The sequence below is a fragment of the Streptomyces sp. SM10 genome (assembly GCF_002910915.1).
GTDB lineage: Bacteria > Actinomycetota > Actinomycetes > Streptomycetales > Streptomycetaceae > Streptomyces.
The window spans coordinates 19242-42257 of the sequence record NZ_NEUF01000024.1; the positions used below are offsets into that span (position 1 = coordinate 19242).

The following is a 23016-nucleotide window of genomic DNA, read 5'->3' on the forward strand; positions in this document are numbered from 1 at the left end:
GGCGCGACGGCCGGCTGAGGGGTGCGAGCCGACCGCGTCTTCGCGTACGGCGCCGCCGCCGGCCTGATCGGCGACCTGCTGCTCGGTGATCCCCGGCGGGGCCATCCCGTCGCCGCCTTCGGGCGCGCAGCGGCGGGCGCCGAGAGTTTGTTGTGGCGCGATCACCGCGGCTGGGGGGCCCTGCACACGCTCGTCTGCGCCGGGGGTGCCACGGGCGCAGCCGCGCTGGCCGCCCGCGCCGTACGGAACCGTCCCGCGGCCGCCGTGGCGCTGACCGCGGCCGCCACCTGGTCCGTCGTCGGGGGCACGTCGCTGGGCCGGGAGGCCCGCGCCATCGGCGGGGCCCTGGCGGCCGGGGACATCGAGCTGGCCCGCGAGCGGCTGCCGCATCTCTGCGGCCGTGATCCGCAGGCCCTGGACGGCCCGGGGATCGCCCGCGCCGTGGTGGAGTCCGTCGCCGAGAACACCTCCGACGCCGTGGTGGGAGCCCTGGTGTGGGGTGCACTGGGCGGCGTACCGGGCCTGGTGGGCTTCCGGGCCGTGAACACGCTCGACGCCATGGTCGGGCACAAGTCGCCCCGCCACCGCCGCTACGGCTGGGCGTCGGCCCGGCTCGACGACGTCGTCGGCTGGCCCGGGGCCCGGCTCACCGCCGCGCTCGCCGTGGCCGCCGGGGGGCGTCCGCGCGAGGCCGTCCGGTCCTGGCGGGCGGACGCGGGGCGGCATCCGAGCCCCAACGCGGGTCCCGTGGAGGCCTCGTTCGCGGGCGCTCTCGGCGTACGGCTCGGCGGGACCCTCGCGTACGGCGGGCGGGTCGAGCACCGGCCGGTGCTGGGCGGAGAGGCCGGCCGCGAGGTGCGGGTCACGGACATCGAACGCGCGGTGCGGCTGTCGCGCCGCGTGAGTGTGCTGGCCCTCGCCGTGTGCGCGGCGGGGCGCCTGGCCATGGGACGGAGAACCACATGAGCGGCGGGCTGCTGGTCGCCGGAACCACGTCGGACGCGGGCAAGAGCGTCGTCACGGCCGGAATCTGCCGGTGGCTGGTGCGCCGGGGGGTGAAGGTCGCGCCGTTCAAGGCGCAGAACATGTCGCTGAACTCGTTCGTCACCCGTGAGGGGGCGGAGATCGGCCGTGCCCAGGCGATGCAGGCGCAGGCCGCCCGGGTCGAGCCGTCGGCGCTCATGAACCCGGTGCTCCTCAAACCGGGCGGTGACCGCTCGAGCCAGGTCGTCCTGATGGGGAAGCCGGTCGGCGAGATGAGTGCGCGCGGCTACCACGGGGGGCGGCAGGAGGCGCTGCTGGGGACGGTCACGGACTGTCTGGAGCAGCTGCGGTCCACGTACGACGCCGTGATCTGCGAGGGAGCGGGCAGCCCGGCCGAGATCAATCTGCGGCGCACGGACATCGTGAACATGGGCGTCGCGCGGGCCGCGCGCTTTCCGGTGCTGGTGGTCGGGGACATCGACCGGGGCGGGGTGTTCGCCTCCTTCTTCGGCACGACGGCGCTGCTGAGCGCCGAGGACCAGGCGCTGATCGCCGGGTACCTCGTCAACAAGTTCCGCGGTGACGTGTCGCTGCTGGAGCCCGGACTCGACATGCTGCTCGGGCTCACCGGGCGGCGGACCTACGGGGTACTGCCCTACGCCCACGGGCTGGGCATCGACGAGGAGGACGGGCTGCGCGTCTCGATGCGCGGGACCGTGCGGGAGTCGGTGGTGGCGCCCCCGCACGGCGAGGACGTCCTGCGGGTCGCGGTGTGCGCACTGCCGCTGATGTCCAACTTCACGGACGTGGACGCGCTGGCCGCAGAGCCGGGTGTGGTGGTGCGGTTCGTGGACCGGGCGGAGGAGCTCGCCGACGCGGACCTCGTGATCGTGCCCGGGACGCGCGGCACCGTGAAGGCACTGGCGTGGCTGCGCGAGCGGGGACTCGCGGGCGCCCTGCTGCGGCGTGCCGCCGAGGGGCGCCCGGTGCTGGGGATCTGCGGCGGGTTCCAGGTGCTCGGCGAGTCGATCGAGGACGACGTGGAGTCGCGGGCCGGTCTGGTCGAGGGGCTCGGACTGCTGCCCGTCCGGGTCCGCTTCGGCCGGGACAAGGTCCTGGAGCGGCCCGTCGGAACAGCGCTCGGAGAGCCCGTGGAGGGGTACGAGATCCATCACGGGGTCGCCGACGTGAGGGGCGGTGAGCCGTTCCTGGACGGGTGCCGAGTGGGCTCGGTCTGGGGGACGCACTGGCACGGGTCGCTGGAGAGCGACTCCTTCCGCCGGGCCTTCCTGGGCGAGGTCGCCCGGGCCGCGGGCCGGCGGTTCACGGCGGCTCCGGACACGAGCTTCGAGGCGTTGCGGGAGGAGCAGCTGGACCGGTTGGGGGACCTGATCGAGGAACACGCGGACACGGACGCGCTGTGGCGCCTGATCGAGGACGGGGCGCCGGAGGGGCTGCCCTTCCTCGCACCGGGGGCGCCGCCCGTGCCGGCTCCCGCACGCGTGGCACCCGGTGCGGCCGGGCCCGAACGTACTGATGTGAACGCTACAGAGGAGGCTCCGTGAGCACGCCGTATCCCTTCACCGCCATCGTCGGGCAGGACGATCTACGGCTGGGACTCCTGCTCAACGCCGTCAGTCCCGCCGTCGGCGGAGTGCTGGTCCGGGGTGAGAAGGGGACCGCCAAGTCCACCGCCGTACGGGCGCTCGCCGCGCTCATGCCGGAGGTCGGTGTCGTGACGGGGTGCCGTTTCTCGTGCGACCCCGAGGCGCCCGACCCGGCGTGTCCCGACGGCCCCCACGAGGCGGCGGCGGGCGTGTCACGTCCGGCGCGGACCGTGGAGCTCCCGGTCGGCGCGTCGGAGGACCGGCTCGTCGGGGCGCTCGACATCGAGCGGGCGCTCTCGGAGGGCGTGAAGTCCTTCGAGCCGGGGCTCCTCGCCGACGCGCACCGCGGAATCCTGTACGTGGACGAGGTCAACCTCCTCCACGACCACCTGGTGGACCTGCTGCTCGACGCGGCGGCGATGGGCGCCTCGTACGTCGAGCGCGAGGGCGTGTCCGTCCGGCACGCGGCACGCTTCCTGCTGGTCGGGACGATGAACCCGGAGGAGGGCGAGCTCCGGCCGCAGCTGCTGGACCGCTTCGGGCTGACCGTGGAGGTGGCCGCCTCGCGCGAGACGGACCTGCGGGTCGAGGTCGTACGGCGGCGGCTCGCCTACGACGACGATCCGGTGGGATTCGCCGCGCGGTGGGCCGGCGAGGAGGCCGCGTTGCGTGAGCGGATCACCGCCGCGCGCGCCCTGCTGCCCCGTGTGGTGCTCGGCGACGGCGTGTTGCGGCAGATCGCGGCGACGTGCGCCGCGTTCGAGGTCGACGGGATGCGTGCCGACATCGTCATGGCCCGTACGGCGACGGCGCTGGCGGCGTGGGCGGGCCGGGACGAGGTCGTCGAGGACGACGTGCGCCAGGCGGCGCTCCTGGCGCTCCCCCACCGGCGCCGGCGCAATCCCTTCGACGCCCCCGGGCTGGACGAGGAGAAGCTGGACGACACCCTCAGGGACGCCGCGGACGAGGAGGGCGGGGGCGACGAGGATCCGGACCCGGACGGGCCCGGCGGCGGAGTTCCCCCGCAGGGGGGCGGTCCTGACGAGGGCGGCACGGACGGGGGCGGCGCCGACGAGGGCGGTCCCGGCACGGAGGGCCGGGAGGAGTCCGGGTCCGGCGACGCGCCGCCGCCGGGCCTGGGCGCCGGGGAGCAGCGGCCCGTGCGGTCCGGTGAGCCGTTCCGCACGAAGATGCTCAGCGTGCCGGGGCTCGGAGAGGGCGCGGCGGGGCGGCGGTCCCGGGCGCGTACCGAGCACGGGCGGACCACCGGGTCCCGGCGGCCCGAGGGGGCGCTGACGAAGCTTCACCTGGCGGCGACCGTGCAGGCGGCGGCGCCGCACCAGCGGGCGCGCGGCCGGTCGGGGCGGGGTCTCGTCGTACGGCGGGACGATCTGCGGCAGGCGACGCGGGAGGGGCGCGAGGGGAACCTGGTGCTGTTCGTCGTGGACGCCTCCGGGTCGATGGCGGCCCGCCGGCGGATGAGCGCCGTGAAGGGGGCGGTGATGTCGCTGCTGCTGGACGCCTACCAGCGCCGGGACAAGGTCGGACTGGTGACCTTCCGGGGCAGGGACGCGGAGGTGGCGTTGCCGCCGACCTCCTCGGTGGACGCGGCCGCCGCGCGGCTGGAGACGCTGCCGACCGGCGGGCGCACCCCGCTGGCCGCCGGGCTGCTGAAGGCGCACGACGTGCTGCGGGTGGAGCGGCTGCGTGATCCGTCGCGGCGGGCGCTGCTCGTCGTGGTGACGGACGGGCGCGCCACGGGGGGCGTCGACCCGGTGGCGCTGGCGGCGCGGGCCGGGAGGCTGCATGCCTCGGAGGGGACCGCGTCCGTCGTCGTGGACTGCGAGTCGGGGATCGTGCGCCTCGGTCTCGCCGCACAGCTCGCCCGGGATCTGGGGGGCAGCGCGGTCACGCTCGACGAGCTGCGCGCCGACTCGATCGCAGGGCTGGTCAAGGACATCACTGCTGCCGGGAGGGCCGCTTAATGCCACAGGGACAGCCGGTATCGGTACCGGACGACGGGCTGACGACACGTCAGCGGCGCAACCGGCCGCTTCTGTTCGTCCACACGGGCGTCGGCAAGGGCAAGTCGACGGCGGCCTTCGGGCTGGCGTTGCGGGCCTGGAACCAGGGCTGGCCCGTCGGGGTGTTCCAGTTCGTGAAGTCGGCGAAGTGGAAGGTCGGCGAGGAGAACGCGCTGAAGGTGCTGGGGGCGAGCGGCGAGGGCGGCACCGTCGACTGGCACAAGATGGGCGAGGGGTGGTCCTGGGTCCAGCGTGACAATCAGCTGGACAACGAGGAGAAGGCCCGCGAGGGCTGGGAGCAGGTCAAGCGGGACCTGGCCGCCGAGACGTACAAGCTGTACGTGCTCGACGAGTTCGCCTATCCGATGCACTGGGGCTGGATCGACACCGACGAGGTCGTCGAGGTCATGCGCGACCGGCCGGGCACCCAGCACGTGGTGATCACGGGGCGCAACGCCCCGCAGACGCTGATCGACGCCGCCGACCTGGTGACCGACATGTCGAAGGTCAAGCACCCGATGGACGCCGGCCAGAAGGGCCAGAGAGGCATCGAGTGGTGAGCGTTCCCCGTCTGGTCGTCGCCGCACCGGCGTCGGGCAGTGGCAAGACCACGGTCGCCACGGGGCTGATGGCCGCGTTCGCGGGGCGTGGCCTCGCCGTGTCCCCGCACAAGGTGGGGCCCGACTACATCGACCCGGGATACCACGCGCTGGCCACCGGGAGGCCGGGGCGCAACCTCGACGCGTACATGTGCGGGCCCGATCTGATGGCCCCGCTCTTCACCCATGGCGCGAGCGGCTGCGACCTGGCCGTCGTCGAGGGGGTGATGGGCCTGTACGACGGGGCGTCGGGGCAGGGTGAACTCGCCTCGACCGCCCAGGTGTCGAAGCTGTTGCGGGCACCGGTCGTGCTGGTCGTCGACGCGTCGTCGCAGTCGCGTTCGGTCGCGGCCCTCGTCCACGGTTTCGCCTCCTGGGACCCCGAGGTGCGGATCGGCGGGGTGATCCTCAACAAGGTGGCGTCCGACCGCCACGAGGCGCTGCTGCGTGAGGCGCTCGACGAGTCGGGGCTGCCGGTGCTCGGGGTCCTGCGGCGGGCTCCGCAGGTGGCGACACCTTCCCGTCATCTGGGGCTGGTCCCGGTCGCCGAGCGGCAGACCGACGCCCTGGACGCCGTACGGGCGATGGGTGACCGCGTACGGGAGGGCTGCGACCTGGACGCCCTGATGGCGCTGGCCCGTTCGGCTCCCGCCCTGCCGGACGTGGCGTGGGAGCCGGAGAGCCGTCCCGCCCCGGCGGCACGTCCGGTGATCGCCGTGGCGGGCGGCGCCGCGTTCACCTTCGCCTACGCGGAGCACACCGAACTGCTCACGGCCGCGGGCGCCGAGGTGGCCGTCTTCGACCCCCTGCACGACGAGAGACTGCCCACGGGCACGGCGGGGCTGGTCGTCGGCGGCGGATTCCCCGAGGTCTACGCGCCGGAGCTGTCGGCGAACGAGCCCCTGCGGCGGGCGGTGACCGAGCTGGCCCTGTCCGGCGCACCGGTGGCCGCGGAGTGCGCGGGGCTGCTCTATCTGGCCCGCGAGCTGGACGGGCGGCCGATGTGCGGGGTACTGGATGCCTCGGCCCGCATGTCCGAGCGGCTGACGCTCGGCTACCGGCAGGCCGTGGCGGTGTCGGACAGCGTGCTGGCGGCGGCCGGGTCCCGGCTGCGCGGGCACGAGTTCCACCGGACGGTTCTGGAGCCCGGAGCGGGGCCGACGCCCGCGTGGGGGCTGCATCAGCCGGAGCGGCGGGTGGAGGGATTCGTGCAGCGGGGCGTGCACGCGAGCTACCTGCACACCCACTGGGCGGCGGCGCCCGGAGTGGCCCGGCGGTTCGTGGAGCGGTGCCGGGCGTGACGTCACTCCGCGATGCCGACCACCAGCCAGATGAAGCCCACCCCCGCGACGGTGCACAGGAGTGTGGAGCGGGCCGGGTGGTCGTGGTGCGCCTCGGGAAGGATCTCGGCCGCGGCAAGGTAGAGGAGCGCGCCTCCGAAGAAGCCGAGATAGCAGCCGAGCAGTTCCTCCGGAAGGGTGAACAGCAGGGTGGTCGCCGCGCCCACGATCGGTGCGAGGGCGTCCGCGTAGAGCATCAGGAGCGCCTTGCGCCGGGCGTTCCCGTAGAGGCTGGTGATCGTGTACGTGTTGAATCCGTCGGCGAAGTCGTGGGTGATGACGGCGAGCGCCACGGCGGCTCCCATGCCTCCGCCGATCTGGAACGCGGCGCCGAGCGCGATGCCGTCCATCAGGCTGTGGCCCACCATCGCGGCCGCCGCCGTCAGCCCCACCTGCGGCACCCGCTCCTCGCCCGCCCCGTGAGCCGCCTGGCGTACGGCGAGTGAACGCTCGACGAGATGCGCCGTCAGGAAGCCGCCCACGAACAACAGCAGGGCGGCCGGGACGCCGAAGACGACTCCGCCCGCGGCCTCCACCGCCTCGGGCAGCAGGTCGAGACCGACGACGCCGAGCATCAGTCCGCCGGCGAAGCCGAGCACGAGGTGACGGCGGTCGCTGACGCGCTGCGCGACCCAGCCGCCCGCCAGGGTCATCAGGAACGCGCCGAGCGCGACGAATACCGCCATGGGCCCTTGCTAGCGGATCCACCCCTCCTCCCGCACCTCAGGGCTCCCTTACCCGTGTCCGTCCGGGCGGCCTTGCCGGTGCCCTGATCGTGTCCCTGCCTGCGCCCCTTGCCGGTGTCCATGCCCGTGTCCCTGCCCATGTCCAGAAAGGACCTCCTCCCATGACCCGAGCCGCGCTCGTCGTCGGTGTCGGCGCCCGTCGGGGCGTCCCGGTCGAGGAGGTGCTCGGGCTGGTCCTCAGGACGCTGGAGGAGGCCGGCCCGGAGGCCGGCGACCTGACCGAACTGGCCACGCTCGACACCAGGGCGGACGAGCCCGGGATCGCCGGTGCCGCCGTACGCCTGGGGGTTCCCCTGCGGTCGTACCCGGCCGCGGCTCTGGCGGAGGTCCCTGTGCCCCATCCGTCGAGGGCTCCTCGTGCGGCGGTGGGCACCCGGTCCGTGGCGGAGGCCGCGGCGCTCGTGGACGCCGGTGAACTGCTGGTACCCAAGCGGAAGTCGGCCTCGGCGACCTGCGCGGTGGCCCGCCGGGAGCGACCGGCCGGGAATCCGGCATCGACGAATGGCGCCGGGCCGTCCACCATGGCTGCCATGCTGCCCCCCACGAAGCACATCGAGAGCGCCGGGCCCGATCTGCGGCACCACGGCGACGAGGAAGTACGCGGCCTGGACCTGACCGATCTCGCCGTGAACGTACGGACCAACACCCCGCCGGAGTGGCTGCGGGAGCGGATAGCAGCGTCGCTGGGCTCGCTGGCCGCCTATCCGGACGGCCGGCCCGCGCGAACGGCGGTCGCCGGACGGCACGGGCTGCCCGAGGAGCGCGTGCTGCTCACGGCGGGCGCCGCCGAGGCGTTCGTACTGATCGCGCGGGCGCTGCCCGCCCGCAGGCCGGTCGTCGTGCACCCGCAGTTCACGGAACCGGAGGCGGCCCTGCGTGCGGCCGGGCACGAGGTGGGACGGGTGGTGCTACGTCCGGAGGACGGCTTCCGGCTGGATCCCTCGGCGGTTCCCGGGGAGGCGGACCTGGTGGTGGTCGGCAATCCGACCAACCCGACGTCCGTGCTCCATCCCGCGGGGGTGCTGGAGCAACTGGCTCGCCCCGGACGGACTCTGGTGGTCGACGAGGCATTCATGGACGCCGTGCCGGGCGAGCGTGAGGCGCTGTGCGACCGCCAGGACCTTCCCGGGCTCGTCGTCCTGCGGAGCCTGACCAAGACCTGGGGGCTGGCGGGTCTGCGGATCGGCTACGTGCTGGCCGATCCGGCGACGGTGGCCCTGCTGCAGGAGGCACAGCCCCTGTGGCCTGTCTCCTCCCCCGCGCTGGCGGCTGCGGAGGCGTGCATGGAGCCGCGCGCACTGGTCGAGGCGGCGGACGCGGCGGACCAGATCGCCGTGGACCGGGCACATCTGCTGGCCGGACTCGCGGAGTTCAGCGAGGTGCGGGTGGTGGATCCGGCCGCCGGGCCGTTCGTGCTGCTGCGGCTGGAACGGGCGGACGAGGTACGCCACCTCCTGCGCTCGCGCGGTTTCGCGGCACGGCGCGGGGACACGTTTCCCGGACTGGGCAGCGAGTGGCTGCGGCTCGCCGTACGCGACCGGGTGACGACCAACCGGTTCCTGCAGGCGCTCGACCTGGCCCTGCAAGGGCTGCCCCGGAGAGCCGCCGGCTGACGGCTCCCCGGGGGCGGTGAGCGGTGCTCCAGGGTGCGGGCGCCGCTCACCGCGAGAGCAGCGCTCCCACACACGGGCACCGCCCACCGAGGGTGTTGATCAGCCCCGGGCGTGCCTGCGGGCGATGACCGTGGCGCCGGCGCCTGCGGCCAGGAGCACGGCCGCGCCACCCGCGATGTACGGGGTCGACGAGCTGGATCCGGTCTCGGCGAGGTCCCCGGTGCCGGAGGCCTGGACCGGGTCGGTGCCGGTCTGCGGCTTCACGTCCACCGGCTTCTCCGTGCCGCCCGTGTCCCCCGCGTCACCGCTGCCGCCCGTGTCGCCGGGACCGTTGTCGCCGCCGGTCGATCCGCCGTCACCGGAGGAGCCACCGTCCCCGGAGCCACCCGAGCCGCCGTCCTCCGATCCCCCGTCCCCGGACCCCCCGTTCTCCGCACCACCGTCGTCCGAGCCCCCGCCCCCGGAGCCACCGCCGCGCCGGGGCGTCTCGCACGTGGCTTCGGCCAGCGTGATCTCGCCCTCCACCTCGGCGACGTTCAGCTTCAGCGGGTTCACGGAGACACGCAGTTGCAGAGCCGTCGCCGCAGCCGTCCGCGAGGTCGTCACGGTCTTCGACAGGTCGAGCGTCACCTCGCCGACACCCGGGACCTCGACCCTCGTCGTACCGCCCGACGTGAGCCGGATCCTCTTGCCGAGCACGGACACGTGCCCCAGTACGTTCGACTCCGCGACCGGCTTGTGGCCCACCTCGCACACCGCCTTTGAGGTGACCTTCTCCACCTCGATCAGCGAGAGCAGCGGCAGCCCCGGGACGTGCACCCGCGCCGCGGCGAGATTCGTGTATCCCTCCGCCTTACGGGCGTCCACGGTGGCGTCCGCCGTGGCGACATCGGCCTTCAGCACGTGGACGGGGCGGCCCTTCTCGGCGCCGTCGAGCTCCACGCTGAGCGCGGTCTTCCCGGCGCTCGCCGGAGCGTGCACCTCGTTGAGCGTGGCCTTGAGCGGCACCTGGACCGACTTGTTCAGGAGCGAGACGTCGAGCCCGGCGCGGAGGACGACCGCGCTCGCCTTTCCGTGGCCGCCGGCCGGGGTGGCCGGGCTCGTCGCGGTGGCTGCGTGCGCGGGGACGGCGACGAGCAGGGCGACGGGTGCGGCAGCGATCGACAGAGCGGCCAGACGGAAGGTGTTGCTGTTCAAGATGGTGGAACCCCCACAAGAGACATGGAGCCGCCGGCGCCGTCCAATGGGGGACATCGCGGGCACCGGTGGCCTCGACTCCGTGAATCTTTACGCACAGAGAGTGAACTGGCGGATCCCTAAAGCCAGTTCACTCCAAAGAGGGGTTTCCGCGTGCACATTCGAATCCACCGGCACAGGAGTTCCTAGGATTCACCCGTTTCACCGTGCCAGGGACCCCCGCACCGGTGCGGCACACCGGACCGACAGGTTCCAACGAGAGGCGGGGCCCGTGGTCACCGCCGGTCAACACAGCGCCCGTTCCGAGGCCAGCAGGGATCAGCCCATCACCCGCCCGTTGAGCACCACCCGCCGCGGGGACGACAGCACCCGTACGTCCGCCCTCGGGTCCTCGTCGTAGACCACCAGGTCGGCCGGGGCCCCCTCCTCGAGCACCGGCCGGCCGAGCCACCGCCGCGCGCCCCAGGCCGTCGCGGAGAGCGCGTCGAGAGGCGGGATGCCGGCCTTCACCAGCTCGGCGACCTCGTCGGCGATCAGGCCGTGGGCCAGCGATCCTCCCGCGTCCGTGCCGGTGAAGACCGGGATCCCCGCGTCGTAGGCCGCGCGCACGGTCTCGTACCGGCGCTCGTGGAGCCGGCGCATGTGGGCGGACCAGCGGGGGTACCTGGCCTCACCACCGGCCGCGAGGTCGGGGAAGGTGGCGATGTTGACGAGCGTCGGGACGATCGCCACGCCGTGCTCCGCGAAGAGCGGAATGGTCTCCTCCGTCAGTCCGGTCGCATGCTCGATGCAGTCGATCCCCGCCTCCACCAGGTCCCGCAGTGCGGCCTCGGCGAAGCAGTGTGCGGTGACCCGGGCGCCCAGCCGGTGCGCCTCGGTGATCGCGGCCTCGACCTCGGCGCGGGGCCAGCAGGCGCTCAGGTCCCCGGCGTCCCGGTCGATCCAGTCCCCGACGAGCTTCACCCAGCCGTCGCCGCGGCGCGCTTCGCGGGCGACGTAGGCGACGAGGTCGCCGGGCTCGATCTCATGGGCGAAGTTGCGGATGTAGCGACGGGTCCTGGCGATGTGCCGGCCCGCCCTGATGATCTTCGGCAGGTCCTCCCGGTCGTCCACCCACCGGGTGTCGGAGGGCGATCCGGCGTCCCGGATGAGCAGGGTGCCCGCCTCCCGGTCGGTGAGGGCCTGCTTCTCGCTGGTCGCGGCGTCCACGGGGCCCTGGTGACCGAGACCGACGTGGCAGTGCGCGTCGACGAGACCGGGGAGCACCCAGCCGGTGAGCGTCACGGCGCCGTCCGCGCCCGGCGGCCGCTCGTAGGTGATGCGCCCGTCGACGGCCCAGAGCCCGTCCCTCACCTCGTCGGCGTCGGGTCCGACGAGCACCCGCCCCTTGATCCTCAGTACCGGTGCCACCTCGTGATCACTCATGGACAGCACTGTACGAGGCGGCCCACCCAGGGGGCCGGGTGGTGCTGGGTACCCTCGACGCAGGCGCTGACCGCGCACCGGCCGACCCGAAGAGAGCACCACCGTGACGCACCCGTTCCTCGACCTCGCCCCGCTCACCGCCGCACGTTTCGCGGCGATCGAGCGGCGGGTGGCCGCCCTCCTCCACACCGAGCAGGACGTCGTCATCATGCAGGGAGAGGCGCTGCTGCCCCTCGAAGGCTGCATCCGGGGCGGCGCCCGGCCGGGCTCGACCGCGCTGAACGTCGTCACCGGGCCCTACGGACAGACCTTCGGGAACTGGCTGCGCGACTGCGGCGCCGAGGTCGTCGACCTCGCGGTCCCCTTCCACACCGCGGTCACCGCCGAGCAGGTCGGGCGGGCGCTCGCGGAGCACCCGGAGATCGACTTCGTGTCGCTGGTGCACGCCGAGGCCGCGACCGGGAACACCAATCCGGTCGGCGAGATCGGCGAGGTGGTCCGGGCGCACGGCGCGCTGTTCATGGTGGACGCCGTGGCGTCCGTGGGTGCGGAGCCGCTGCTGGTGGACGCCTGGGGCGTGGACCTGTGCGTCATCGGCGCGCAGAAGGCCATGGGCGGCCCGGCCGGGGTGTCCGCGGTGTCGGTGAGTGCCCGGGCGTGGGAGCGGATGGCAGCCAACCCGCGGGCCCCCCGCCAGTCGTACCTCTCGCTGCTCGACTGGAAGGCCCGCTGGATCGACGGGGGCCGCAGGGCGCTGCCGCACGCGCCCGCGCAGCTGGAGATGCTGGCGCTCGACGCGTGCCTGGAGCGGATCGAGGCGGACGGCCCGGACCGCGTCATGGCGCGGCACGCGTCGGCGGCGGCGGCGACCCGGGCGGGCGCCACGGCGCTCGGGGGCGGGCTGGTGCCGTACGTCCACGACACCCGTGACGCGGCCCCGGTGGCCACGACGCTGCGCACACCGGCGGGGGTGGACGCCACGGCGCTGGTCGAGCGGGCGCTGGCGGCCGACCCCTCACTGCCGCTGATCGCGGGCGGTGGGGCCCTCTCCAAGGAGATGGTCCGGGTCAACCACTACGGCGCGGACGCGACGCGGGACGCGGTGCTGGCGTCCCTGACGGCCCTGGGCGGCGCACTGGCGGACGCGGGGCGGGACGCCGATCCCGATGCTGCCCGGGCAGCCGTGGCCGAAACCTGGCCGAGCAACTGAATGCATTTCGGCCGCACCGGAAGCCAATTCTGGGGACAAAAAAGGGGAGCTGCTTTTCCGTGAGCAGCTCCCCGCATTCTTCTTCCCGCTCATCCATTTCCTAAACACAGCAGTTCCAACGGGTGCGTTCCGTGCAATCCGAGTGGGTATCGCGAAGGTTACAACCTTGTGACCGACTCCACAGCGTCACCCATTTGGGCGATTAATTCGGGACAAAATGGTTGAATCCTTCATCCCATCGGGGTCGGCCCGCGCCCGCGTGATAACACATGGAGCCCGTTCACCCAACCCCTTCTGACGATGCAATTTTGATTTTCACTAGGTAAATTCAATTCACATGACCGCCGCACCAGCAGATTTTGCAAGTGCCCGAAGCGAATTCATCAGGATCGACGCCCCGCGAGTGGAGGACGGAGCTGCGATCTGGCGCATTGCCCGCGACTCCGAGGTCCTGGACCTCAACTCCTCGTACAGCTACCTGCTGTGGTGCCGTGACTTCGCGGCGACCTCCGTGGTCGCCCGCGACGAGAACGGCGACCCGGTCGCCTTCGTGACCGGGTACATCCGCCCCGACCGCCCCGAGACGCTGGTCGTCTGGCAGGTGGCCGTGGACCGGTCCCACCGTGGCAAGGGACTGGCGGCCACGCTGCTGGACGCGCTGACCACGCGTGTCGCCTCCGACCAGGGGCTGGCATCGGTCGAGACGACCATCACCCCGGACAACACCGCCTCCGACCGGCTGTTCACCTCCTTCGCCCAGCGGCACGACGCGCCGCTGGAGCGCGAGGTGCTCTTCGACGGGTCGCTGTTCCCCGAGGGAACGCACCTGCCGGAGGTGCTGTACCGCATCGGTCCGTTCTAGGGCCTCCATCGCCCCTCCGCGCCCCGCCCGGGCGCGGATCCTCGGGGCATGCCTGACCCGCCGCTTGTCACACCCCCCCCTCGAGCAGGAGATTCGCTGTGACCATCACCCCGCCCGCCCTGAGTGTCTTCGAGAGCCTTGAGTCCGAAGTGCGCAGCTACTGCCGTAGCTGGCCCGCGGTGTTCGACCGCGCGCAGGGCGCCCGGCTCACGGACGAGGACGGCCACTCGTACCTGGACTTCTTCGCCGGCGCCGGATCCCTCAACTACGGACACAACAACCCGGTGCTGAAACGCGCGCTGATCGACTACATCGAGCGCGACGGCATCACCCACGGCCTGGACATGGCCACGACCGCGAAGCGGGCGTTCCTCGAGACCTTCGAGAACGTGATCCTGCGCCCCCGTGACCTGCCCTACAAGGTGATGTTCCCCGGCCCGACGGGCACGAACGCCGTCGAGTCGGCGCTGAAGCTCGCCCGCAAGGTCAAGGGCCGCGAGTCCGTCGTCTCGTTCACCAACGCCTTCCACGGCATGTCGCTCGGTTCGCTCGCCGTGACCGGCAACGCCTTCAAGCGCGCCGGCGCCGGCATCCCGCTGGTGCACGGCACCCCGATGCCGTTCGACAACTACTTCGACGGCCAGGTGCCCGACTTCCTCTGGTTCGAGCGGCTCCTGGAGGACCAGGGGTCCGGGCTGAACAAGCCCGCCGCCGTGATCGTGGAGACCGTGCAGGGTGAGGGCGGCATCAACGTCGCCCGCGCCGAGTGGCTCCGCGCGCTCCAGGACCTGTGCCACCGCCAGGACATGCTCCTGATCGTCGACGACATCCAGATGGGCTGCGGCCGTACCGGCGGCTTCTTCTCCTTCGAGGAGGCCGGCATCGTCCCGGACATCGTGACGCTGTCGAAGTCCATCAGCGGCTACGGCCTGCCGATGTCGCTCTGCCTCTTCAAGGGCGAGCTGGACGTCTGGGAGCCGGGCGAGCACAACGGAACCTTCCGCGGCAACAACCCGGCCTTCGTCACCGCCGCGGCCACGCTCGACGCCTACTGGGCCGACGGCCAGATGGAGAAGCAGACCCTCGCCCGCGGCGAGCAGGTCGAGCAGACCCTGCTGGCGATCTGCGGCGAGGAGGACACCGCGCAGTTCCGCGGCCGCGGCCTGGTCTGGGGCCTGGAGTTCACCGACCCCGAGCGCGCGTCCGCGGTCTGCAAGCGCGCCTTCGAGCTGGGCCTGCTGCTGGAGACCTCCGGCCCGCAGTCCGAGGTCGTGAAGCTGCTTCCGCCGCTGACCGTCACCCCCGAAGAGCTGGACGAGGGCCTGCGCACGCTGGCCCGTTCCGTCCGCGAGACCGCCTGAGCGGGGCACACCCCCGCGCAGGCACAACTGAGCAGGACAGAAGAGAAAGGCACCATCCCACCGTGATCGTCCGATCTTTCAGTGACATCGAGAACACCGACCGGCATATCAAGTCCGCTTCAGGTACCTGGGAGAGCAAGCGCATCGTGCTCGCCAAGGAGAAGGTGGGCTTCTCGCTCCACGAGACCGTGCTGTACGCGGGCACGGAGACGTCGATGTGGTACGCCAACCACATCGAGGCCGTTCTGTGCACCGAGGGCGAGGCCGAGCTCACCAACGACGAGACCGGCGAGACGCACTGGATCTCCCCCGGGACGATGTACCTGTTGAACGGGCACGAGCACCACACGCTGCGGCCCAAGACCGACTTCCGCTGCGTGTGCGTCTTCAATCCTCCCGTCACCGGGCGGGAGGACCATGACGAGAACGGTGTCTACCCGCTGCTGACAGAGGAGGGCTGAACCCATGACCACCGATGTACGCACCGATCTGTACCCCTCGCGCGGCGCCGCCGAGATGACCACTCCCCGCCAGGACCCGGTCATCTGGTCCGCGCCGGGCGCGCCCGGGCCGGTCACCGCCAAGGAACTCCAGGGCTTCGAGGAGAACGGCTTCCTCACGGTCGACCAGCTCGTCACGCCTGACGAGGTGGCCGTCTACCGGTCCGAGCTGGACCGGCTGATCGCCGACCCGCTGGTCCGCGCCGACGAGCGCTCGATCATCGAGCCGAAGTCGCAGAGCGTGCGGTCCGTCTTCGAGGTGCACAAGCTCAGCGAGATCTTCGCGAACCTGGTCCGCGACGAGCGTGTGGTGGGCCGCGCCCGCCAGATCCTCGGCTCCGACGTGTACGTCCACCAGTCAAGGATCAACGTCAAGCCGGGCTTCGGTGCCTCGGGCTTCTACTGGCACTCGGACTTCGAGACCTGGCACGCCGAGGACGGTCTGCCGAACATGCGGACCGTGTCTGTCTCGATCGCCCTGACCGAGAACTACGACACCAACGGCGGGCTGATGATCATGCCCGGTTCGCACAAGTCGTTCCTCGGCTGTGCGGGCGAGACGCCGAAGGACAACTACAAGCGGTCCCTGCAGATGCAGGACGCCGGCACCCCGTCCGACGAGGCGCTGACGAAGATGGCCGACCGGCACGGCATCAAGCTCTTCACGGGCGCGGCCGGTTCGGCGACCTGGTTCGACTGCAACTGCATGCACGGCTCGGGGGACAACATCACCCCGTACGCGCGCAGCAACGTCTTCATCGTCTTCAACAGCGTGGACAACGAGGCGCAGGAGCCCTTCGCGGCTCCGATCCGCCGGCCCGACTTCATCGGGGCACGCGACTTCACTCCGGTGAAGTAGGGACGCAGGACGGCCGGACGGGGCGGGACGCAGCACGCGTCCCGCCCCGTCCTCGTCCTCGTCCTGTGCCTCGCCATGGACGTTCTCTCCTCACGGGTGCATGACGATCTTTCCGACGTGGCCCCTGCGGGCGAGCGCCTCCTGCGCCCGGGCGGCCTGCTCCAGGGGGTACGTCGCGGCGATGACGGGCTGGATCGTGCCCTGCCGGGCCAGGTCCATGAGGAGGCCGAAGTGCGTGGGCGTGTGCATCGCGGAGCCGATCACCTGTGCGTTGTGCAGATAGAGCCGGCGCACGTCGAACGCCACCTCGTACCCGCCGAGTGCACCGGCGACGACCCACCGGCCGCCCTCGCGCAGCAGCGGCAGCACCGAGCCCACCAGGTCCCCGGCGACGACGTCCAGTGCGACGTCCACGCCCTCCGGGGCGACGGCCCGGATCTGCTCGGCGACGTCCCGTGCCCGGTCGAGGACCTCGTGGGCGCCCGCCTCACGCACCGCGTCGATCTTGGATCCGCTGCTGACGGCGAGCACCTTCGCACCGCGGGCCCGGGCGATCTGAATCAGCGCGAGGCCCACGCCCCCGGACGCCCCCGAGACCAGGACGGTCTCGCCCGTGCCCAGCCTGCCCCGCTCGATCATGCCCAGCGCCGTACCGTAGGCGGTCGGCAGCGTCGCGAGCTGGTCGTCGGTGAGCGGGGAGTCCGTCACGTCGTGCACACGCCCGGCGGGCGCGGTGACGTACTCCGCGTAACCGCCGTCGCGTTCGCTCCCCATCAGGCCCACCGGGTTCGCGTCCGGTCCTTCCGAGTCGTAGATCGCCGGGTCGACGACCACCCGGCGGCCGACGAGGCTCTCGTCCGCGCCGGAACCGACGGCCACCACCCGGCCGGCCACGTCGGCGCCCTGGATGCGCGGAAAGTCGAGCGGGCCTCGCCAGCCGGACAGCGCCTCCGGGTCTCCCGGCCGGCCGTAGGCACCCTCACGGGTCCACAGGTCGGTGTTGTTCAGCGCCACCGCGGCGACCCTGACCAGCACCTCTCCCGCCGGCAGCACGGGCACGGCGACCTCTGCCGGCTGGAGGACCTCCGGCCCTCCGTGCTTCGCGATCCGCACTGCGCGCATGGTTCCGGGCACGTCCATCGCTCGACCTCCTGCTAGGTATACTGATCTGTGAACACACTCGACGGTACACCGATCGGTGAAGGAATGCTGATGCAGGACGCACGCCCCCTGACGCCGGCAGGCAAGCGCATCGTCGCGGCCGCCGAGGAGCTGTTCTACAGCCGCGGCATCACGGCGGTCGGCGTGGATCTGATCGCCGAGCGCTCGGGGGTGACCAAGCGGACCCTGTACAACCAGTTCGGCTCGAAGGACCGGCTCGTGGCGGCCTACCTCGCGGAACGCGACCGGCGCTGGCAGTCGCTCGTCCGCGCCACCGTCGACGCCTGCGAGGACCCGGTCGAGGCCGTCACCGCCCCCTTCGAGGCGCTGCGGGTCTGGAGCGGGACCAACGCCCGCGGATGCGCGTTCATCAACGCCCTGGCCGAGCTCCCGGACGCCTCCCATCCCGCGTACGTCATCGCCGCGGACCAGAAGCGTTGGCTCGTGAACCTGTTCGAGGACCTCGCCACCGCTGGGGGCTGCTCGGCCCCCGGCGCACTGGCCACCCAGCTCCTCGTGCTGCACGAGGGCGCCCTCGCCACGCAGCCCCTCCCGCTCGCCACCCTCCCGTGCGGCATCGAGCTGGCACGATCCCTGGTGCGGGCGGCCCTGACCCGCCCGTAGGGGCCACCGGACCGTACAACTCGCTGGACCCGGCGCGGATCAGCGGAGACAGTGGCGCCCATGACTTCGCTCGTACAGCACATCACCATCGACTGCGCCGACGCCTACGAACTGGCCCTCTTCTGGGCCGAGGTGCTCGGCTCGCCGGTCTCCGACGACGACGCGCCCGGCGATCCCGAGGCACTCGTGGAGGCACCGGGCGCCGCGCTGCTCTTCATCACGGTGCCGGAACCCAAGAGCGGCAAGAACCGGATCCATCTGGACATCCGCCCCGAGCGCCGTACCCGCGACGAGGAGGTCGAGCGGCTGCTCGCCCTGGGCGCCACGCTGGTCGCGGACCACCGCAAGCCGAACGGCCGGGGCTGGGCGACGCTGGCCGATCCGGAGGGCAACGAGTTCTGCGTGGAGTGCGGGGCCGCCGAACGCGCGGCGCTGACCGGCACACGGCTGCCGATCACCGCCGACGACGTGACGCTGGCGGTACGGCTCGCGGTAGACACCCTCACGGCGTCCCCGGTGGACAACTGGCGTGTCCCCGCAGGGTCGTTGACGTGGGACTGCTGGGAGACCGTGGAGCATCTGAGCGACGACCTCTTCGCATACGCCGTCCAGCTCGGCCCGCGCAAGCCCTCCCTGGAGACCGAGGTCCCCTACCGCTGGGCCCCGGACCGCGAGGGCGGCCCCTCGAACTCGATCTTCGCGAACCCCGAGGCGGGGACCGCCGGCCTGCTCCGGACGCTGGAGGCGAGCGGCGCGCTGCTGACCGCGATGGTGCGTACGGCCTCCCCCGATCTCCGTTCGTACCACTCGTACGGCGTCTCCGACCCGGAGGGCTTCGCCGCGATGGGTGTCGTCGAGACCCTGGTGCACCTCCACGACGTGGCCACCGGGCTGTCGCTCTCCTGGACCCCGCCCCGGGACCTCTGCGACCGCGTGCTGGCCCGGCTGTTCCCCGACGCCCCGGACGACGAGGACCGGTGGACCGTCCTGCTGTGGTCCACCGGCCGCGCGGATCTGCCGGGCCGCGACCGCGTCACCTCGTGGAGGTGGCACGGCGCGCCGCTGGAGCGGTGAGCCACCGGAGCCTGGGCCGCCGGGGCCTCCGGCCGGGGGATCAGCGACGCGGAGTACGTGGCCGCGCTGAAGGTGCTCCGGAGGGTGGTGGCCAACGTCGAGGGTCCCCGCCCCGTCTGACCCCTCTTCCGCTGCGGCGGTCCGGACCGACGTGTGCGGTCCGGACCGCCGGGCCGCCTACCGGTGCGAGAACCAGGCGGCCGCCGGCAGCAGCTTGCCGTTGCAGTCGAAGACAGCCTGGTTCTCCCACGCGTTGCCCGACGCCGGGTCGGCCGGGTCCCAGCCGCTGCCGGTGGCGGCGGTCCAGGCGGGCTCCCAGTAGACGGCGCCCAGGCCCCGGCCGTTCGGGACGGCCTCGACGACGTTCATGACGTCCCGGAGGTTCGCCGCCTGCCCGGCCGGTGTCGCCGGGTAGCCGCTGACGAGCTGGTCGGCGGTGGCGACGTTGTTCTCCAGTCCGTCGCCGTTCGCGAGGGTGTGGGCGTAGGCCGTTTCGGCGACCATCACCGGCTTGCCGTAGCGGGAGGCGGCGGCGTCGAGGTTGGTCTGGAGCTCCGACAGCGAGCCGTGCCAGTAGCCGTAGTAGGAGAGGGCGATGACGTCGAAGGGCACCTTCTGGGCCACCGCGTTGTCGAACCACCAGCGGGTGCCCTCGTTGTCGCCGCCCTCGGCGAGGTGCAGGGCCACCTTCGTGCTGGAGGAGACCGCCTTCGCGGCATTCGCTCCGGACGTGATGAGGCCGGCCAGCTGGGACCAGTTGCCGGTGGAGCCCTCCGGCCAGAGCATGCCGCCGTTGATCTCGTTGCCGATCTGCACCATGTCGGCCGTGGTGCCCTGGGCCTTGAGGGCGTTCAGCACGTCGTGGGTGTGGTTGTAGACGTCGGTCCGCAGCCGGCTGTAGCCGTGTCCGGACCACGCGGCGGGCTTGTTCTGCTTGCCGGGGTCGGCCCAGGCGTCGGAGTAGTGGAAGTCGATGAGGGTCTTCATGCCGAGGGCCTTGGCGCGCTTGGCCATCGCGAGGACGTGGGCCTTGTCGTTGTAGCCGTCGGCGGGGTTCACCCACACCTTCAGGCGTACGTAGTTCATCCCGGAGCTCTTGAGGATGCTCATCGCGTCCCCGGCCGTGCCGCTCGCATTGCTGTACGTGGCCCCGTGCGCCTCGTTCTTCGGGAGGGTGGAGAGGTCGCCGCCCCTGATGCTCAGCCCGGTGGCGCCGGGGGTGAAGGCGATGTCGTCGAAGTTGGCCCACTCCCCCGCGTGCGCGTCGGAGTTGAGGCTGATCGTGCACGCACCGCCGGTCACCTTGACGGAGGTGACGAGCCTGACCCAGGCGCCGTCGGCGGTGGGCGGCAGGTCGGTGCGCTGTTCGGCGGCGCCGCAGTTGCGCAGGGCCAGGTAGGCGGAGTTCTGGCCGCCGCCCGAGCGGACCCAGGCGCTGAGGGTGTACGTGCCGTCGGTGAGGCCGCTCAGGTACTGGAAGGTCTCGACCTTGTACGCCGAGGCCGACCAGTGGCTGAGCCGGGTGCTGCCGCCGTGACCGCCCGCCTCGGTGAAGGAGGCGGCGTCCTGCCCGCCGGCCGAGTACGTCGACCAGCCGGTGGCGCCGGACTCGAAGCCGGTGTTGACGGGTGCGGTGGCCGCGTGGGCGGCCTGCGCGGGGAGCGCGGCGAACACGAGGCCGGAGAGCGCGGCCACCGCCCCGGCCGCCTTCGCGCGGGTGTGCGTCGTTCCGTACATCGTCGATGTCCCTTCGACCGTGGTGCGGGGGAACGTGCGGGCGCCTCAGCCGTCGAGCCGTACGACGCGGACCGCGCCCGCCGGAACGGCGAGTTTGTCCGCGGCGGGCTCGCCGGTGAGGAGTTCGGTGCCGGGGGCGTCCAGCGCCACCCCGGCGTCGGCATCGCTGTGGTTGATGACGAAGAGGTAGCTGCCGGTCTCCCCGGTGCGGCGTACGACCTCGACGTCGTAGGGCAGGTCGGTGCGGGGGTCGATCCGGGCGTCGGCGGCGGCGCGGTCCAGGACCGCGTCCAGGTCGGGTCCGGACAGCCGGGTGGAGACGTACCAGGCGGTGCCTTCGCCGAGCCTGTTGCGGGTGACGGCGGGGCGGCCGGCCGGGATGCCGTCGGCGTACGACCAGAGCGTCTCGGCTCCGAGCGGGATCACGACGTCCGACCAGAGGTCACCGGTCAGCTCGGGCCCTTCGGGGGCGCCCTCGGGGGTGATCAGGCGGACGGAGCCGCCCTCACCGAGCGGGGCGAACTCCTCCACCGTCAGCCCGAGCACGTCCCGGAGCGCTCCCGGGTAGGCCCCGGGGTGCACGGCGTCGTCGGTGTCGACGATGCCGGAGAAGTACGAGACGACGAGGGTGCCGCCCTGTTCGACGTAGCGGCGCAGGTTGCGGCCGGTCTCCTCGGTGGCGAGGTAGAGGGCGGGGACGACGACGAGGGGGTAGGCGGAGAGGTCGGCGGCGGGGTGGGCGAAGTCGACGGTGAGGTGGCGGTCGTAGAGCGAGGCGTAGAAGGTGTCGGCGCGCTCACGGGCGTCGTGCTCCTGGCTCGGGCGCCACTCCAGGCGCTGTGCCCACCAGGACTCCCAGTCCCAGACCATCGCCACGTCGGCGACGGTCCGGGTGGACCGGATCTCCTCCAGCCGGCCGAGGCCGGCGCCGAGCGCGCTCACCTCGCGCCAGATCCGGGAGTCGGTGCCGGCGTGCGGAACCATCGCGGAGTGGAACTTCTCGGCACCGCGCCGGGACTGGCGCCACTGGAAGAACATCGCGCCCTCGGAGCCGCGGGCGACATGGGCGAGGCTGTTGCGGGCCATCTCGCCGGGGCGCTTGGCGGGGTTGCGGGGCTGCCAGTTGACGCCGCTGGTGGAGTGCTCCAGCAGCAGCCAGGGAGCGCCGCCCGCGACGGAGCGGGTGAGGTCGGCGGCCATGGCGAGGTTGACGTGGGTGCGCCGCCCGTCGGTGATCAGGTAGTGGTCGTTGGTGACGAGGTCGACCTCGCGGCCCCAGGCCCAGTAGTCGACGGACTCGCACTGGCTGAGGGCGGTCATGAAGTTGGTGGTGACGGGGACGCCAGGGGCGAGGCGGTGCAGGATGTCGCGTTCGGCGGTGAAGTTCTCCCGCATGGTGGCGTCGGCGAAGCGGGCGTAGTCGAGCTGCTGGGCGGGGTTGCCGACGGTCGGGGTCGTGCGGGGCGGGTCGATGTCCTCCAGGCTCCGGTAGCGCTGCCCCCAGAAGGCGGTGCCCCAGGCCTCGTTGACCGCCTCGGCCGAGCCGTGCCGGGCGGTGAGCCAGCGGCGGAAGTGTGCGCCGCAGCTGTCGCAGTAGCAGGCGCTGACCGGGACGCCGTACTCGTTGTGGACGTGCCACATCGCGAGGGCGGGGTGGTTCGCGTAGCGCCGGGCGAGCTGCTCGGTGATGCCGGCGGCCGCCGCGCGGTAGGCGGCCGAGCTGTGGCAGAGGGCGCCGCGTGAGCCGAAGGCGTACCGGACCCCGTCCCGGCTGACGGGCAGGGCCTCGGGGTGGGCGCGGTAGAACCAGGCGGGCGGGGCGACCGTGGGGGTGCCGAGGTCGGCGCGGATGCCGTTGACGTGCAGCAGGTCCAGGAGCCGGTCGAGCCAGCCGAAGTCGTAGGCGCCCGGCTCGGGTTCCAGTAGTGCCCAGGAGAAGATCCCGACGCTGACCATGGTCACACCGGCTTCCCGCATCAGGCGCACGTCCTCGTGCCAGACCTCCTCGGGCCACTGCTCGGGGTTGTAGTCGCCGCCGAAGGCCAGCCTGTGCAGGCCCACCGGGTACGGAGCGGATTCTGAGTACGGCATGG

The 23016-nt window shown here is 72.4% G+C and carries 19 protein-coding genes; 13 read left to right on the forward strand and 6 right to left on the reverse strand.

Features of this window, described 5'->3' with window-relative positions; translation table 11 throughout:
• The first annotated feature begins 21 nt into the window (after positions 1-21).
• Genes B9S57_RS01555 through B9S57_RS01575 form a run of 5 tightly spaced genes read left to right on the forward strand, consistent with a single transcriptional unit; the run spans position 22 to position 6515 of the window.
• A complete protein-coding gene (locus B9S57_RS01555; RefSeq protein ID WP_103513721.1) occupies positions 22-966 on the forward strand; it encodes a cobalamin biosynthesis protein in 945 nt (314 codons plus the stop codon).
• The gene (locus B9S57_RS01560; protein ID WP_258036168.1) at positions 963-2549 is read left to right on the forward strand and encodes a cobyric acid synthase; all 1587 of its coding nucleotides are present in this window, start codon (positions 963-965) and stop codon (positions 2547-2549) included. Before B9S57_RS01555 ends, B9S57_RS01560 begins: the two co-directional genes overlap by 4 nt.
• Entirely contained in the window at positions 2546-4576 is a 2031-nt protein-coding gene (locus B9S57_RS01565) for a putative cobaltochelatase (protein WP_103513722.1), read from the forward strand. Before B9S57_RS01560 ends, B9S57_RS01565 begins: the two co-directional genes overlap by 4 nt.
• Positions 4576-5175 (forward strand): cob(I)yrinic acid a,c-diamide adenosyltransferase, encoded by a 600-nt coding sequence (cobO, locus tag B9S57_RS01570; RefSeq protein WP_103513723.1) that lies wholly within the window; start codon positions 4576-4578, stop codon positions 5173-5175. The genes B9S57_RS01565 and cobO overlap by 1 nt, the downstream gene beginning before the upstream one ends.
• The gene (locus B9S57_RS01575; protein ID WP_103513724.1) at positions 5169-6515 is read left to right on the forward strand and encodes a cobyrinate a,c-diamide synthase; all 1347 of its coding nucleotides are present in this window, start codon (positions 5169-5171) and stop codon (positions 6513-6515) included. The genes cobO and B9S57_RS01575 overlap by 7 nt, the downstream gene beginning before the upstream one ends.
• Positions 6516-6517: 2 nt before the next feature.
• On the opposite strand, the gene B9S57_RS01580 is transcribed toward B9S57_RS01575, so the two are convergent.
• Positions 6518-7240, reverse strand: a complete 723-nt coding sequence (locus tag B9S57_RS01580) for a ZIP family metal transporter (RefSeq protein WP_103513725.1) — start codon at positions 7238-7240, stop codon at positions 6518-6520.
• Positions 7241-7401: 161 nt separating this feature from the next.
• On the opposite strand from B9S57_RS01580, the gene cobC reads away from it, so the two are divergent.
• Entirely contained in the window at positions 7402-8913 is a 1512-nt protein-coding gene (gene cobC, locus B9S57_RS01585) for an Rv2231c family pyridoxal phosphate-dependent protein CobC (RefSeq protein ID WP_103513726.1), read from the forward strand.
• A gap of 99 nt (positions 8914-9012) precedes the next feature.
• On the opposite strand, the gene B9S57_RS01590 is transcribed toward cobC, so the two are convergent.
• Complete coding sequence (locus B9S57_RS01590; protein WP_103513727.1) at positions 9013-10110, reverse strand: SCO1860 family LAETG-anchored protein; 1098 nt, start codon at positions 10108-10110, stop codon at positions 9013-9015.
• 318 nt (positions 10111-10428) lie between these two features.
• Positions 10429-11535, reverse strand: a complete 1107-nt coding sequence (locus tag B9S57_RS01595) for an amidohydrolase family protein (protein WP_103513728.1) — start codon at positions 11533-11535, stop codon at positions 10429-10431.
• A 103-nt stretch (positions 11536-11638) separates the two neighbouring features.
• Between B9S57_RS01595 and B9S57_RS01600 the strand changes: the two genes are divergently transcribed.
• From B9S57_RS01600 to thpD, 5 genes are all read left to right on the forward strand, one after another.
• Positions 11639-12745 carry an alanine--glyoxylate aminotransferase family protein gene (locus B9S57_RS01600; RefSeq protein ID WP_103513729.1) on the forward strand — a complete coding sequence of 369 codons (1107 nt, stop codon included), beginning with the start codon at positions 11639-11641 and terminating at the stop codon, positions 12743-12745.
• Positions 12746-13082: 337 nt separating this feature from the next.
• The gene (ectA, locus tag B9S57_RS01605) at positions 13083-13607 is read left to right on the forward strand and encodes a diaminobutyrate acetyltransferase (protein WP_258036170.1); all 525 of its coding nucleotides are present in this window, start codon (positions 13083-13085) and stop codon (positions 13605-13607) included.
• Positions 13608-13705: 98 nt separating this feature from the next.
• Positions 13706-14968, forward strand: coding sequence for a diaminobutyrate--2-oxoglutarate transaminase (gene ectB, locus B9S57_RS01610; RefSeq protein WP_103513731.1), 1263 nt, complete (start codon positions 13706-13708; stop codon positions 14966-14968).
• 62 nt (positions 14969-15030) lie between these two features.
• Positions 15031-15429 (forward strand): ectoine synthase, encoded by a 399-nt coding sequence (locus B9S57_RS01615; RefSeq protein ID WP_103513732.1) that lies wholly within the window; start codon positions 15031-15033, stop codon positions 15427-15429.
• Between the two features lie 4 nt (positions 15430-15433).
• The gene (thpD, locus tag B9S57_RS01620) at positions 15434-16327 is read left to right on the forward strand and encodes an ectoine hydroxylase (RefSeq protein ID WP_103513733.1); all 894 of its coding nucleotides are present in this window, start codon (positions 15434-15436) and stop codon (positions 16325-16327) included.
• Positions 16328-16417: 90 nt separating this feature from the next.
• Here the strand turns inward: thpD and B9S57_RS01625 are convergent, their stop codons facing one another.
• A complete protein-coding gene (locus tag B9S57_RS01625; protein ID WP_103513734.1) occupies positions 16418-17467 on the reverse strand; it encodes a zinc-binding dehydrogenase in 1050 nt (349 codons plus the stop codon).
• A 72-nt stretch (positions 17468-17539) separates the two neighbouring features.
• On the opposite strand from B9S57_RS01625, the gene B9S57_RS01630 reads away from it, so the two are divergent.
• The gene (locus tag B9S57_RS01630) at positions 17540-18112 is read left to right on the forward strand and encodes a TetR/AcrR family transcriptional regulator (RefSeq protein WP_103513735.1); all 573 of its coding nucleotides are present in this window, start codon (positions 17540-17542) and stop codon (positions 18110-18112) included.
• A gap of 60 nt (positions 18113-18172) precedes the next feature.
• Positions 18173-19186, forward strand: a complete 1014-nt coding sequence (locus B9S57_RS01635) for a VOC family protein (protein WP_103513736.1) — start codon at positions 18173-18175, stop codon at positions 19184-19186.
• A gap of 177 nt (positions 19187-19363) precedes the next feature.
• Here the strand turns inward: B9S57_RS01635 and B9S57_RS01640 are convergent, their stop codons facing one another.
• Together B9S57_RS01640 and B9S57_RS01645 are read right to left on the reverse strand one after the other, a co-directional pair.
• Entirely contained in the window at positions 19364-20923 is a 1560-nt protein-coding gene (locus B9S57_RS01640) for an arabinogalactan endo-1,4-beta-galactosidase (protein WP_103513737.1), read from the reverse strand.
• 45 nt (positions 20924-20968) lie between these two features.
• Complete coding sequence (locus B9S57_RS01645) at positions 20969-23014, reverse strand: beta-galactosidase (RefSeq protein ID WP_103513738.1); 2046 nt, start codon at positions 23012-23014, stop codon at positions 20969-20971.
• Positions 23015-23016: the final 2 nt, after the last annotated feature.